Below are 14,022 nucleotides of genomic sequence, written 5' to 3'. Positions count from 1 at the left end.
TCGAAAATAATTTTGAATTGGAATAATCTATATTAGATTTGAATTTTCAATTAAAAGGGGCCCCTGCAAAGGCCCTATTCTAAGAGGACTCAAATGATTGGATTGAAATCGATTGCTAGAACGGCCTTGGTGCTTTCGGCAACTGGCGCACTTTTTGGGTGCGGTAGCTCATCGCAAGACGAGCTTGCCAGCGGTTCCTTGCCGCGTCAGGAAACGCTCTACTTGTCTGGGCAGCAGAATGATGCTCCTGGTACGTTCAACCCCCTTGCAGAAAGCTGGATGACAACCTGGCCTGTGAGTGGTCGTTTCAACTTGATGTACGAACCGCTTCTCACCTACAACTCTTTGACGGGTGAAATTGAATCCCTCCTCGGCTCTCTCGTGAGCAGGAACAACGATTCTATCGTCGTTGACTTGAACCCGGCCGCAAAGTGGAGCGATGGTGAAAAGGTCACATCTCGTGACGTGAAGTTCATCTACACGATGGGTTCCATCAACACTAGCGAACAGATTTCCGCAATCCACGTCGATACTGTTAAATCCGAACCGGCAGGTGAGGTGGAACGAGTTGCTTTCCTCATCAACAAGAAGCAGCGCAACAACCCGCTTTCTGTTCTTGACTTGTTGCAGGCTATCCGCATTGTCCCTGCTCACGTGTTTGAACCGCTTATCGAAAAGCTTGGCTCCAAGGACGAAGTGAAGAAACTCCCGATGGACCAGAATCCGGTTGTTTCCGGCCCGTATGCTCTCCGCAGTGCCGACCCGAACAAGATTATTCTTGAACGCCGTGACGACTACTGGGGCAATGCCGCTCTCCACAATGGTCAGCTCCCTGCTCCGAAGTATATCGTTCATCCGATTTACAAGAACAACGAACACAACACCATCGCTATGCGTAGCGGCAACCTCGACGCATCCCAGAGCTACATCCCGCGTATCAACCGCAAGGCTGGCGCTGGCGTACATACATGGCTCAATGAACCGCCGTATTTCTTGCCGGGTGCAATGCCGATGCTCATCATCAACACGATGAAGGAGCCGCTTAACGACAAGCGCTTCCGCCGTGCTCTTGCAACCGCTATCGACTATATGGCTCTCCGCAAGTTCGCTGTGTCCGACTACACGGACCAGATCAAGCCGGGCCTCATCATGCCGACACATCTTGAAGGCAAGTATATCAGCGACGAAGACCTCGCTAAGTATGGTGTCAAGCTCACTATCACCGATGAAAAGGAACGCGTCGAAACGGTGAAGCAGATGCTTTCCGAAGCTGGCTACAAGTCTGTCTGGAATGACGACGGTACGCTTGACCACATGGAAAATGCCAAGGGTGAAAAGATCCCGACGATGTACATCACGAGCCCGAACGGCTGGACCGACTGGGAAGCTATGGTGACCATCGCTGTCGAAGGTATGCGCAAGGCTGGTATCGATATTCGTGAAGGCTTCGTGGATGGCGGTTCTTACTGGCCGGCCATGGGTCTCGGTAACTTCGACCTCATCATGCACAAGCCTGTTGCTGACGTGACTCCGTCTCTTCCGTGGAGCCGCTTCAACGAAATCATGGCAAGCCGCGACTGGCAGCCGCTTGGCTCTTGGGCAGGTGTGAACATTGGCCGTTACAACCAGCCGGGGACCGAAGGTTTCCGTCCGGAAGTCGACAAGCTCCTCAATGCTATCCCGCTTATGAAGAATGCTGATTCTATCGCAACTGCTTACCGCGAATTGAACCGAATCTTCATGGAAGACCAGCCGTCCATTCCGCTGGTTTACTTGCCGGAACAGTTCTATGAATTCAGCGACCGCGTCTGGACGAACTGGCCGACTGCTGAAAACCCGTATGCTCCTGCTCAGCTTCCGTGGGTGGCCTCGGGTACCAAGACCCTTTGGAATTTGAAGCTCGCTAAATAAAGGATAAAGGACTACCAATGCTTAAACAATATCCTATGCTACGTTATGTCCTGCAGAAGGCGTTCTGGTACTTGCTGACCTTCGTCTGCGCAGTGGCACTCAACTTCGCGTTGCCGCGTCTCGGCGACAACAACCCGGTTGACATCATCATGGGTCAAGCCGGTAAGGGCCTTTCTCCGACTGAAGCTCAGAAGAAAAAGGCAGAACTCCTCGTCTCCTTCGGTATGGCCGAAGTGGACGAAAATGGTAACGTTATTTATGAACCTGAAACTGATGCTAACGGCAACGTTATCATGCAGAAGGTTCCGAAGCTCGATGCAAACGGCCAGCCGGTCGTGAACGTCGTGAAGGTCGTTGACGAAGCCGGCAATCCGGTGATGGTCGAACGCCAGAAGCTCGACGAAGCTGGCAATCCGGTCTTTGTTGAAAAGTCTCCTGCCGCAGAAAAAGGCAAGAAGGGCAAGAAAGCTAAGAAGGCTAAGAAAATCAAGGCCAAGAAGGGCAAGGCCGCCAAGGCTGCTCCGGCTGTCGAAAAGGTTCCGGTCATGGAAACTGTTCAGGCCGAACGCATCGATACCGTCATGGTCGATCAGCCGGTCATGAAGACTGATCCGAAGCTTGCTTCTGCAGTTTCTCAGTTCTTTAGCTACATTGGCAAGGTGTTCCACGGCGACCTCGGTCTCTCTTACCAAAACAATGAACCGGTGACGAACGTTATTAAGAAGTCCCTCCCGTGGACGCTCGCTATCCAGGCTCCGACGATTCTTCTCGGCTGGATTGTGGGTAACCTTCTTGGTGCCTTCGCTGCTTACAAGCGCGGCATTTTTGACAAGGTATTCTTCCCGTGCGCCATGTTCTTAAACGGTGTGCCGTTCTTCGTGTTCGGTATGCTCTTGGTGGCCCTCTTCTCCATCACGCTCGGCTGGTTCCCGGCTATGGGCGCTTACAGCCCGGACATTCCGGAACTCACGTTCAGCTGGTCCTGCATCAAGAGCGTCAGCTGGTACTACGTGCTCCCGTTCTTCTCTGTGTTCCCGATTCTTCTCTCTGGTCAGGCAACGGGTATGCGTTCCATGTCCATTTACGAACTTGGTACAGACTACATGAAGTATGCTAAGTGGCTCGGCCTCCGCGAAGGCAAGATTATTAGCTATGTGTTCCGCAACGCTATGCTCCCGCAGCTCACTGGTCTTGCCCAGAGCCTCGGTGCCATGGTGGGTGGCGCTCTCATTACCGAAATGATCTTCTCTTATCCGGGTCTCGGTATGGCAATGCTCAATGCCATTCAGAAGAACGACTACGCAACGATCCAGGGTTGCACCTTGATGATTTCGACTTGCGTTCTCGTTGCAAACTTTGCAGTTGACGTTTTGATCGCTGTCTTTGACCCGCGTGTCAAGGCCGGTCTCCAGATGGGAGGTAAGTAATCATGGGTAAGCTTTTAAGAAACCTTCTCAAGTCCCCGATGTTCGTGATTGGCGTGTCCATCTTTGTGCTCACGCTCCTCATCGCCATCTTTGGACCTCTTTTCTACAACGTAGACACTCACGCTCGTGACATCGTCGCTGGCCCGTATGCAGGCTCTAGCTCTGCCCACTGGCTTGGCACCGACCACCTCGGCCGTGACTACGTGTCTCTCTTGATTGCCGGTCTCCGCAGCTCTCTCTACGTGGGCTTCGTTGCTGGTATCATTGCTACGACTATCGGTGTGCTTATCGGTCTGTTCGGCGGTTTCCGCGGTGGCTGGGTTGATGAAGTATTGAACATGCTCACCAACATCTTCATCGTTATCCCGCAGTTCGTGATTCTCGTTCTTATCAGCTCTGCTGTTAAGGATGGCCGTTCCCTCACCTTGATTGGTCTCATCATCGGTCTTACCGCTTGGAGCTGGTCTGCCCGTGCCGTTCGTGCCCAGGCATCTTCTCTCCGTAGCCGCGACCACATCGCCCTTGCCCGCCTCAACGGTGCATCGACTTTGACGATTGTGATCAAGCATGTGCTTCCGTACTTGCTCTCGTACGTGTTCATGGTGTTCATCATGCAGGTGTCTTCCGGTATTCTTTCCGAAGCTTCCATCTCCATGATCGGTCTTGGCCCTGTAGATTCCACCAGCCTCGGTATCATCTTGAACCAGGCTAAGGACAACGGTGCTCTCTCCGACTCCATCTGGATTGCATTCATCCCGGCAACGATCGTCGTTACCCTCACGGTGTTTGCTCTGTACTTGATTAACACTTCTATGGAAGGCGTCTTCAACCCGCGTCTGCGCAAGTAAGAGGTAAAAAATGTCTGAAAATGTTTTTGAAGTTGACCACTTGGGTCTTTATTACCTCGGCCGTTTTGGAGACAAGACTCACGCTGTTACAGACGTGTCCTTCTCCATGAAGCAGGGGGAAATTCTCGGTATCGCCGGTGAATCTGGTTGCGGTAAGTCTACGCTCGTTTCTGGCCTTATGGGCATGTGCATTCCGCCGCTTTACCCGGAAACGGGTGACGTTCGCGTCAAGAACGGTGACAAGATGGAATCCCTCATGAACCGCAGCGTCGAAGATGTTCGTGCGAATGTCCTCGCCCAGCAGGTTTCCATGATTCCGCAGGGTGCATTCAACGCATTGAACCCGGTTCGCAAGATTAAGGATATCGCAGCCGACGTGCTCAGAGCTCACGCAAGACCGGGCGAAAGACCGGACGCTAAGCAGATCTACGATCGCGTCTATGCTCATTTCGACCGTATCGGCATGGACACCAAGCGCGTGCTCAACTCCTTCCCGATCAACCTCACTGCAGGTGAACGCCAGCGTTGCGTGATTGCAATCTCTACGATTCTTCTCCCGAAGATGGTGATTGCTGACGAACCGACTTCTGCTTTGGACGTTTCCACGCAGAAGGAAGTGATCAAGATGATCTTCGACTTGCTCGACAAGGGCATCTTCCAATCGATGATCTTCATTACCCACGAACTTCCGCTCCTCTACCACGTGGCTGACAACATCGCCATCATGTACGCAGGCGAAATCGTGGAAAAGGGTACTGCAGAACAGGTCGTCAAGGATCCGCGTCATCCGTATACGCAGGCCTTGATGGGCGCTATGCTCAGTACCGAGGCAAGCCAGCGTGGCCGCCATCCGGTGGCTATCGAAGGTGCTCCTCCTAGCCTCAAGAACAAGATTGTGGGCTGCCGCTTCGCTCCGCGTTGCAGCAAGGCATGCCCGGACTGCAAGAAGAATACCCAGAATCTCCGCATTGTCGGCGATCGTGACGTGAGGTGCGATTATGCAAAGTGATAAGCCCATTGTTTTTTCTGCCAAGCGCATCAGCAAGGATTTCGGTGCCGGCAAGAGCTTGAAGACTGCTGTTAAGGACGTTTCCTTTGACATCTACGACGAAGAATTCATCTCCATCGTGGGTGGTTCCGGTTGCGGTAAGTCCGTGCTTGCAAAGATCATGCTCGGTCTCTACCAGCCGACTCGCGGTCAGTTCCTCTATCGCGACAAGCCGATCAAGAACTTGAAGAACCACTGGAACGAAGTCCAGTCCGTTTTCCAGGACCCGTTCGGCTGCTTCAACCAGTTCTTTACGATCCGTAGCCAGCTCGAAGACGCTCTCAACATCTTGAAGGATAAGCCCTCCAAGGAAGAAGTCCGTCGCCGCGTTGACGAAGGTCTCAAGGCTGTGAACGTTGCTCCGGCAGATATCGAAGGCAAGTATCCGTTCGAACTTTCCGGTGGTCAGATGCAGCGTATGCTTCTCGCCCGTATCTTCGCGCTCCGTCCGAAGGTCCTCATTGCTGACGAAGCTACCTCCATGGTGGACGCCTGTGTGCGTGCAAACATCCTCGATTACCTCCGCAAGTTGAAAGACGAGCTGAAGATGACCGTGGTGTTCGTGACCCACGATATCGGTCTTGCAAACTACGTTTCTGACCGTATCTTCATCATGCACGACGGTAAGATCGTGAACCAGGGTACTCCTGCTGAAGTGCTCGACAACACGAACGAACCGCATACGCTCCGCTTGCTCGATGACATTCCGGAAGTCCACAAGACTGAATGGATCAAGAATAGCCATCGCAGCAAAAAGTAATTGACGCGTGTCATCCTGAGCGAAGAGGCGTAGCCTCGTAGTCGAAGGATCTAGTGCAATTCGAAAAGCCGCAGCAACCGCTGCGGTTTTTCTTTTATATAAAAAAGCCTGACGTTTTTTACGTCAGGCTTTCATTATTCATGATTTATCTCCTTTGGTGAGATAAAGTTGAAATTTTTAGTTTGTTAGACCATGATGAGTTAGAATTTGGGCGTTGATGCCGTCTTTTGGCGAAGTCGAAGATTTTTGCAATTAAAAATATATATTACTTCTATGACAACATTTTTTTCACGTTTTTCTTTTGGATGGGGCTTTACGTTGGCGACTTTGTCGCTTGCTTTTTTGCAATCTCCTGCTTTTGCATCGGGGCTTGTGAAACAGGGTATAGACTCCACCGACTACATGATTACTCTTGCAAATTACGACCGCGGTTTTTATACGCCTCAGGTGTTGCATATAAAGCCCTCGGGAGGTAAGCCGATTGAAAAGCCGTACAGCCAGCTCTTGCACTTGCGTGCCGAAATTTCGGAATTCAGTAGCCGTGCCTGGCTCGGAATTGATACGACGGGTGGCAAGAAGGATACGACTTGGGGAAAGAGCCAAGATTTGACCGAAGACGCGCTGAACGTGTTGCAGCAGACATTTGACAATATCCGCGCGAACAAGGGCTTTGTAATTGTGCGCATTTGTTATGACCCGTGGTACAATGGCCGCAGCAATGTGACTCCGGAACACAAGTGGGTGTTACGCCATGTGGAGCAGCTCGCCCCTGTGCTTTCAAAGAATACCGATGTGATTGTCGCACTTGAAATGGGCATGCACGGCGCCTATGGCGAAATGCATTCCGACACGAGCATCACGTATGACCGCGTTGCCGAAGCGACGAACTTGATGCTTCGCAGCACACCTCCCGAACTCAAGATTTTAACGCGAACGGGAAATTATTCAGCGAAAGTGCTCGGGTTTGACAATTGGGGAGTGGACTTCCATATCGACGGTGAAAAGTTTGCAGAAATCGCAAAGGCCAAGGGCGATACGATGTACCGCGTGGGAATGTTCAATGACGGCTACTTGGGAACGCAATACGATTACGGCACTTGGGGTGCGGATTGCAAAACGTCCATTTGCCGTGAAGAAGGCGTTGCCTGGCTCGAAAAGTACGGCATCAACACGCCTTACGGCGGCGAAGCTCTCACGACGGCGAACGGCTACCAGGTCATCAATACGCCGGAATTCCTCGCGTACGAGGGCTTCCGCACGCACACGAGCTATTTGAATATCCAGTGGAACAACAACCTGATTAATAGCTGGAAAAAGACGCTGTTCAAGCAGAAAGATTTTGATTATGATCCGGCGCATGTCGATTCGCTGACGGGCTTCAAGTACATCAATGACCACTTGGGCTACCGCTTTGTGCTGCGAGAATCGTGGTTAAGCGATACGGTGGGCTCTGACCATATGCTCCATGCAAAATTCCGCGTGCAGAATGTGGGCTTTGGCAACCTCACTTGGATGGCTCCGGTAAAACTTGCCATTTTGGAAGACCTGGAAGGAAGCGATTTGGATATGTGCCCTGACATGGATTATGTGGACTTGCCCGATGTTGATTTTAGAGATGTCCATAGCCGCACCATCTCGGTCGCAGGCGGAGATACCGTAATGACATTTGACGGAAACAACGAAATTGAGGTTTCCGTTAAACTAGGCAAACTTCGTTATCGTAATTATCAGGTGTATTTGAAGGTAGGCGACATTCAGTTTGCCAATGATAAGCCTAGTGGAAAGGGAACTTGTGGCCAGGAACAGCCTGCCGCTTATTTAGGCAAGTTCTATTTTAATGAGAATGTTCAGTCCATTGCGCCGCGCATTCGTCGCAGCTCTGTGCAAAAGACCGAAACGCCCTACGTTCTGCGTACACGTAATCACGTGATTATCCGTAACGGAGAACGCTCATACAAGCCAAACGGCTCGAAACAGTAGTAACATGGTTCTTCGCAAAACAGCATTGTCATGCCCGCTGGAGCCTGTACTGAGCGAAGTCGAAGTAAGCGGGCATCTCCTTTTCAAAATCTTTGCACGAAAAAAACTCCAGCCGTTGGCTGGAGTTTTAATATCTGTTTGCGGGCGGAGCCCGCCTTTATTTAATTACTTGTTCACCCAGCGGATGGAAGCCTTGCTGCTGCCCTGGCGGACAACGAGCGTGTAGGAGCCGTTCGGGAGACCCTTGAGGTCGATAGCGTGGCTGCCCTTGCCGTAGACTTCGGACATCTGCTTCACGCTTGCGCCGAGAGCGTCATAGATGTCCACCTTCACGAGACCAGTGTTCTTGGTCGTGAACTGGAGCATCGAACCGTTCATGCGGGCGTTGAAGCTGTTTACAATCTTGTTAGCCGGCTTGATGGCGTCGGTGGCCTTGTTGGTGTATGCGATCCAATCGGCCAAGTTGACTGCCGTGCCTGCGTCGCCAACGATAACCGTTACAGTTCTTTCGAATTCTTCGTAGTCGGCAGTTTCAGCAATGTGGGCCGTAATAGCGAAGATTGCGTTCTGGGCGCCACCGACGAAGGCGTTGCCGACCTTGGTCAAGTAAGGCGTGGTGGGCAGGCCGTTGAACGTGTAAGTAACGGCGTTGCCGAGCAATGCATCCGGGAATCCTTCAGTAGTGGTTCCGCCAAGAGCGATGGTCTGATCCTTGAACTTGTTGTTCATGTTGTAGGAACCCTTCTTGTAAGTGATTTCGAAGGTGTCCTGCATGGCGCGGAAGCCTGTAATTGCCGGAGCAGATGCAACGACCTTAGCTGTGCCGTACTTGTGGAAGTGCAACATCCAAACTTGCTGATTCTTCTGAGAGTTGGAGCAGTTGGCGTTAGTGCACTTGTTCTTGCTTACAGAAACGGTTGTCGGGTCGAGAGACGTGAGGGTGAACTTGGAGCCTTCATTGGTCTTGTCGTCCATGGTGAGGAGGTAGTCCTTGGTACCGTCACCGTCAAAGTCGCGAGACATGCCGTTCTTGGAGGCGGCCGTGCAGCTACCGGAGAAATTGCAAGTGATATCAGAGAGGTTCGTGATGGTCTGGCCTGCAACTTGCTTGACCGTCACGATAGACTGAGAACCGTCATTACCAGTGAGGATGGCGAAACCATAGTCGCCCACGACGATGTCGCTGCCAGAAGCGGAAGCAACCTTTTCGTTGCTGGAGGTGTAAGTACAACCGGACTTGAGGACTCCAGAAATCTTGCCGTCAGTCTGCTTGGCTGTTGTAGCCTTGAAGGAGCAGCTGCCGCTCTTGCCCTTGACGAGGGAGTCTGCCCAGGAACGTGCGTTCTTGGTGAGGTAGCTCTTGATGATATTACCCGAGGAGGTGAAAGTTGCTGCATCGAGGGCTGCGGCCGTGATGAGGGACTTGTCGCCAGCGAAGATGGCGGACTTTTCACTCTTCTGGTCCACATCGGAAGTCTGCTGACGCAAGCTCCAGTTGCAGTTCGGAATCATGTTCTGGTCCATGAACTGAGTCCATTCGTTCGTGGCGCTGGAGTTCGGTTCGCCGTCACCGTCAGCGTTCGTGGTACCCCATTCAGAGATGAACACCGGATAACCGGCGCTGAGTGCGCTAGAGACGTAACCGCCGTAGCTACCCTTGGAGTGGCTGGAGGCGTAGAAGTGCAAAACGTAAGCAATGTTCGTGGATTGGATCGGGTCTCTTGCGCCCTGTTCCGGATGCTGGGACCAGTTCGGCGTACCGACGATGATCAAGTTCTGCGTGTTGGTACGGATGGCTGGGACAACGGAGTTGGCGTAGTTCTTGATGGCACCCCAGTCGCCACCGCTACCGCTGACCGGTTCGTTGTAGATTTCGTAGATGATGTTCGGGACATCTTTGTATTTCTGGGAAATCTTGGCGAAGAAATCCTTGGCGATGGGTGTTTCGAGGTGAGCTCTGTGGCTATGCCAGTCGATGACGATATAGACGTCGTTTTCGATAGCAGCCTGGATCATTCTGTCGATGGTGGAGAGCTGGCCTTCCGGGGACTTCGTATAAGAAACCTGATCGTCCAGCTTGTTCTTGGTGCCGCCATTGGAGTCATAGTATTCGATACCCATGGCGTAACGGAACACGTCAATCTTGAGATTGTCTACAACCCATGAAATGACGGTCGGGTTATAGTAAGAAAGACCCGTTGCGTCGGACCAGAAAAGGCTCACACCGCGGAGCATGACCTGCTGGTTGTTCTTGGCGCCAATGATCTTACTGCCGCTAGTGTGGAGTGCGCCATAATAAGACACCGGCCCAACTTTCTTGGGGGTTGCTGTCGATGCATCGGCTGCAAAGGCGGATATTGCCGCGCCTGCCAAGATGCTTGTCAGAAGCTTTGTCAATTTCATGAGTGTTTTCCTTTTGTTTTGACAAAAATTATCTAATTAAATCGAAGATAGTAAACAATTTAGGCTAATTTTTTGTTTACTATTGAACACAAGGCTGTTCGCTTTGTGTCTGTTGTACACCTTTACCCCGTTTTTTGCCACCCTTGCGACGTGGGATCCCGCTTTGCGCAAGGCCTTGGTCGAGATGGCAAGTATATTTATATATAATGTAGCTTTCTGCTCGCAGGAGTCAAGGATTTCTATCGTAATAAAAAAATTGCGTTGTGTTTTCGTGTGATGAACGACACAGAAGTAAATTGTAAAGAAATTTGTATGTACTTTGGATGCCGCCAAAGTTGTATATTGTCTAGGAAAGGGCGGTTTGTAAACAGTAATGTAAATTTTTTTTTCAAACGGCTGTAGGTATGGCATTTTGAAAGAAAAAAAAATATATTGTTGTCCAAATCACCCAATTTGGGTAAACAGTTAAAAAAAGAGAGAGAATTATGAATAAGAAACTCACAATTGCTTCGGCAATTCTCGCTGCCTCTGCTGCTTTTGCATTTGACACCTGGCTGGGCGATGCTCCGCAGGTTGAAACTGGCATTGGTAACGACACGAACACCTACGGTTACTGGTTCAGCTACGGCGACGACGGTGACGGTGGTGAATCTAAGGTTGTTTGGCCGGTTGAACTCGGTAACGAATACTCTGCTACCGCTATGGACCCGGTTGTTGAACATTGCCACGGTATCTGCGGTACTGCAGCTCTTGCCAAGGGTTCCTTGACTTATAACCCGTTCGTCGGTATCGGCTTCAACGTCGTCGGCGAAGGCGCTTCTGGTGATCCGGTGCCGGGTGACGCTTCTGCTTGGGGTGGCCTCTGCATTACTTATACTTCCGCTGCTGCTCCGACTCTTGAACTCGGTCTCGGCGACGTTGACGCAACCATCGGTTACGCAAACCCGGCTGCTTCCCTCGCTAAGGCTGCTTCTGCTGCTGCAACGAAGTCCATTCCGTGGTCTGGCTTTGCTCAGCCGTCTTGGTACAAGGGTGCCACAAAGATGAGCGGTACTGACGCTGCTGCACAGCTCGTTGCTGTTAAGTTCAAGATCCAGGCTGCTGCTGGTAACTATGACTTCAACATCTGCGCTATCGGTCCGTACGCTGGTGGCACCTGCCCGGCTACTTGCCCCACTGGTGCTATTCACTCTGTCCGTGCAGCTTCCTCTGCTAAGGCTACCCTCTCTGGCCGTACCCTCAGCTTCTCTGGTGTTAAGTCCAACGCTACTGCAGAAGTCATGAACCTCCAGGGTCAGGTTGTTGCTAAGGGCGACGCTTCCTCCTCCATGAACCTCGCTGCTCTCGATGCAGGCGTCTACATGGTTCGCGTTGCTGGCAAGTCCGTCAACTTCTCCAACAAGATCGTGTTGAAGTAATTTCGGATTCCTAAGAATCTTTAGAGAAGGGTCGCGCAAGCGGCCCTTTTCTGTATTTTAAGCACTGCTATTTTCGCCCCTGTCATCCTGGAGCCTGTCATTCTGGAGGCACGGAGTGCCGATAGAAACCATTATTTCTTGAATCGCATTTGGCGATAGGATCCATTTTCGCCCCTGTCATCCTGGAGCCGAAGGCGATAGGATCCATATTTTCTTATTCTTTTGTTTGATAAAATGTTATATTCAATAGAGTGAGGAGAGAGTGTTCTATGAATAAGAGTTTTGTGGCTGCTACGGCGCTTTTGTCGGTCTCTGCCGCGTTTGCAGGTGAGTTTAAAACCTGGTATGGCGATGATTATCAGATTCAGACTGGCCTTGAAAACGAAACCAAAACTCAAGGTTACTGGTTCAGTTACGACGACCATGAGGATGGGGGAGAATCTAAGATTATATGGCCGGGGTCGATCGAAATAGGTAATAGTCAATTTGCTGATGCCTTGGACCCCGTTATTGAACACTGTGGCGGTATCTGTGGTACGGCAGCTCTTTCTAAAGGCGCTTTGACCTATAATCCGTTTGCCGGTGTCGGTTTCAACGTGGTTGGAGAAACCTCTTTAGCGGACGATACTCCGGTTGCTGGTGATGCTTCTGCATGGGGCGGTCTTTGCATTACTTATACTGCTGCTGCGTCTCCGTCTCTTGAACTCGGCCTTGGCGACTTTGACGCCACAATCGGTTATGCAAATCCGTCGTTTTCTCTTCCGAGGGCTGCTAGTGCTCAGGCAAATAAGGTTATTCCATGGTCTGGCTTTACGCAGCCGTCTTGGTACAAGGGAACTACTAAAATTTCAGGTGAAGAAGCCGCTAAAAAGCTTGTTTCGGTAAAGTTCAAGATTCAGGCTGCGTCTGGTAACTATGACTTTAATATTCAATCTATCGGTCCGTATGATGGAGGCCGTTGCCCGAGCGGTAATAAGATTAGCTCGGTTCGTAGGCCGTCCAAGGCCAAGGCTACCCTTTTGGGGCGTAATCTCGGTATTTTTGGCGTAAATTCGGCTGCTACGGTCGAGGTCAAGAACATCCAAGGTCAAGTAGTCGTTAAGGGCTCCATTGACAATGGCTCTACGCTAGACCTTTCTTCTCTCAATGTGGGAGTGTACATGGTCCATGTGACCGGCAAGTCTGTCAATTTCGTAGATAAAATCGTGCTGAGGTAGGGTGATTATGAACAAGAAGGTTTTTGCCGCTTCGGCATTGCTTGCTATTTCTGCCGCATTCGCAGGTGGGTTTGAAACTTGGTTGGGCGATGCTCCGCAGATTCAAACGGGTCTCGGTAACGAAACCAATACTCATGGGTATTGGTACAGTTATAATGACAATGACGATGGTGGTACTTCGAAGATTGTATGGCCAGTTGAGTCCGACTCCTATAATGCTTATGACGGTTCGATGGACCCCGTTATTGAACACTGCGGTGGTATCTGTGGTTCTGCGGTCCTCGATAAAGGCATTTTGACCTATAATCCGTTCGTCGGTATTGGTTTCAACGTCGTTGGTGAAGACGCTTCTGGTAATCCGGTTCCAGGTGATGCTTCTGCTTGGGGCGGCCTCTGCATTACTTATACTTCCGCTGCTGCTCCGTCTCTTGAACTCGGTCTCGGAGACTTTGATGCCACAATTGGTTATGCAAATCCGTCGTTTTCTCTTGCGAAGGCTGCTAGTGCTCATGCAAATAAGGTTATTCCTTGGTCTAGCTTTACACAGCCCTCCTGGTACAAGGGGACTACGAAAATTACAGGTGAAGAAGCGGCAAAACAGCTTGTTTCGGTGAAGTTTAAGATTCAGGCTGCTTCTGGTAACTATGCCTTCAATATCTGCGCTATCGGCCCGTACGATGGAACTTGCCCGAGCACCTGTGACTGTTGCGGTCCTATTTTTCCTGATGCGATTAATTCCGTTCGAGGACCATCCAATGCCAAGGCGACCCTCTTGGGGCGTAATCTCGGTATTTCCGGCGTAAATTCGGCTGCTATGGTCGAGGTCAGGAACATCCAGGGGCAAGTGGTTGCCAAGGGGGCCATTGACAAAGGCTCTACGTTAGACCTTTCTTCTCTCAATGTGGGCGTGTACATGGTCCATGTGACCGGCAAGTCCGCCAACTTCGTAGATAAAATCGTGTTGAGGTGATTTAAAATTCAAAAAATCTTTTAATAAGGGTCGCGCAAGC

10 protein-coding genes are annotated in these 14,022 nt (G+C 51.0%); 9 read left to right on the top strand and 1 reads right to left on the bottom strand.

The window, feature by feature from the left end:
• Nucleotides 1-93 precede the first annotated feature (93 nt).
• From B7982_RS07100 to B7982_RS07075, 6 genes are all read left to right on the top strand, one after another.
• Nucleotides 94-1,911, top strand: a complete 1,818-nt coding sequence (locus B7982_RS07100) for an ABC transporter substrate-binding protein (protein ID WP_088660153.1) — start codon at nucleotides 94-96, stop codon at nucleotides 1,909-1,911.
• A 35-nt stretch (nucleotides 1,912-1,946) separates the two neighbouring features.
• Nucleotides 1,947-3,338, top strand: a complete 1,392-nt coding sequence (locus tag B7982_RS07095) for an ABC transporter permease (protein WP_233138423.1) — start codon at nucleotides 1,947-1,949, stop codon at nucleotides 3,336-3,338.
• A 2-nt stretch (nucleotides 3,339-3,340) separates the two neighbouring features.
• Entirely contained in the window at nucleotides 3,341-4,186 is an 846-nt protein-coding gene (locus B7982_RS07090; protein ID WP_073424752.1) for an ABC transporter permease, read from the top strand.
• 10 nt (nucleotides 4,187-4,196) lie between these two features.
• Entirely contained in the window at nucleotides 4,197-5,195 is a 999-nt protein-coding gene (locus B7982_RS07085; RefSeq protein WP_088660151.1) for an ABC transporter ATP-binding protein, read from the top strand.
• Entirely contained in the window at nucleotides 5,185-5,994 is an 810-nt protein-coding gene (locus tag B7982_RS07080) for an ABC transporter ATP-binding protein (RefSeq protein WP_088660150.1), read from the top strand. Before B7982_RS07085 ends, B7982_RS07080 begins: the two co-directional genes overlap by 11 nt.
• Nucleotides 5,995-6,267: 273 nt before the next feature.
• The gene (locus B7982_RS07075) at nucleotides 6,268-7,974 is read left to right on the top strand and encodes a DUF4832 domain-containing protein (protein ID WP_233138422.1); all 1,707 of its coding nucleotides are present in this window, start codon (nucleotides 6,268-6,270) and stop codon (nucleotides 7,972-7,974) included.
• A 165-nt stretch (nucleotides 7,975-8,139) separates the two neighbouring features.
• Here B7982_RS07075 and B7982_RS07070 read toward each other — a convergent pair whose 3' ends face one another.
• Nucleotides 8,140-10,377 carry a cellulase family glycosylhydrolase gene (locus B7982_RS07070; protein WP_088660149.1) on the bottom strand — a complete coding sequence of 746 codons (2,238 nt, stop codon included), beginning with the start codon at nucleotides 10,375-10,377 and terminating at the stop codon, nucleotides 8,140-8,142.
• A gap of 485 nt (nucleotides 10,378-10,862) precedes the next feature.
• Between B7982_RS07070 and B7982_RS07065 the strand changes: the two genes are divergently transcribed.
• The 3 genes from B7982_RS07065 (at nucleotide 10,863) to B7982_RS07055 (ending at nucleotide 13,982) form a co-directional block, all read left to right on the top strand.
• Nucleotides 10,863-11,795 (top strand): T9SS type A sorting domain-containing protein, encoded by a 933-nt coding sequence (locus tag B7982_RS07065; RefSeq protein WP_088660148.1) that lies wholly within the window; start codon nucleotides 10,863-10,865, stop codon nucleotides 11,793-11,795.
• A gap of 269 nt (nucleotides 11,796-12,064) precedes the next feature.
• Nucleotides 12,065-13,012, top strand: coding sequence for a T9SS type A sorting domain-containing protein (locus tag B7982_RS07060; RefSeq protein WP_088660147.1), 948 nt, complete (start codon nucleotides 12,065-12,067; stop codon nucleotides 13,010-13,012).
• A 7-nt stretch (nucleotides 13,013-13,019) separates the two neighbouring features.
• Nucleotides 13,020-13,982, top strand: coding sequence for a T9SS type A sorting domain-containing protein (locus tag B7982_RS07055; RefSeq protein WP_088660146.1), 963 nt, complete (start codon nucleotides 13,020-13,022; stop codon nucleotides 13,980-13,982).
• The last annotated feature ends 40 nt before the right edge of the window (nucleotides 13,983-14,022 follow it).

The organism is Fibrobacter sp. UWB2 (assembly GCF_002210425.1).
Lineage (GTDB): Bacteria > Fibrobacterota > Fibrobacteria > Fibrobacterales > Fibrobacteraceae > Fibrobacter > Fibrobacter elongatus.
The sequence above is the reverse complement of the archived record's forward strand: the minus strand, read 5'-3'. Positions and strand labels throughout refer to the sequence as shown.

Bases quoted from the DNA above. Each gene is read 5' to 3' on its own strand.
- B7982_RS07100 (WP_088660153.1), top strand. From the start codon at position 94: ATGATTGGATTGAAATCGATTGCTAGAACGGCCTTGGTGCTTTCGGCA.
- B7982_RS07095 (WP_233138423.1), top strand. From the start codon at position 1,947: ATGCTACGTTATGTCCTGCAGAAGGCGTTCTGGTACTTGCTGACCTTC.
- B7982_RS07090 (WP_073424752.1), top strand. From the start codon at position 3,341: ATGGGTAAGCTTTTAAGAAACCTTCTCAAGTCCCCGATGTTCGTGATT.
- B7982_RS07085 (WP_088660151.1), top strand. From the start codon at position 4,197: ATGTCTGAAAATGTTTTTGAAGTTGACCACTTGGGTCTTTATTACCTC.
- B7982_RS07080 (WP_088660150.1), top strand. From the start codon at position 5,185: ATGCAAAGTGATAAGCCCATTGTTTTTTCTGCCAAGCGCATCAGCAAG.
- B7982_RS07075 (WP_233138422.1), top strand. From the start codon at position 6,268: ATGACAACATTTTTTTCACGTTTTTCTTTTGGATGGGGCTTTACGTTG.
- B7982_RS07070 (WP_088660149.1), bottom strand. From the start codon at position 10,377: ATGAAATTGACAAAGCTTCTGACAAGCATCTTGGCAGGCGCGGCAATA.
- B7982_RS07065 (WP_088660148.1), top strand. From the start codon at position 10,863: ATGAATAAGAAACTCACAATTGCTTCGGCAATTCTCGCTGCCTCTGCT.
- B7982_RS07060 (WP_088660147.1), top strand. From the start codon at position 12,065: ATGAATAAGAGTTTTGTGGCTGCTACGGCGCTTTTGTCGGTCTCTGCC.
- B7982_RS07055 (WP_088660146.1), top strand. From the start codon at position 13,020: ATGAACAAGAAGGTTTTTGCCGCTTCGGCATTGCTTGCTATTTCTGCC.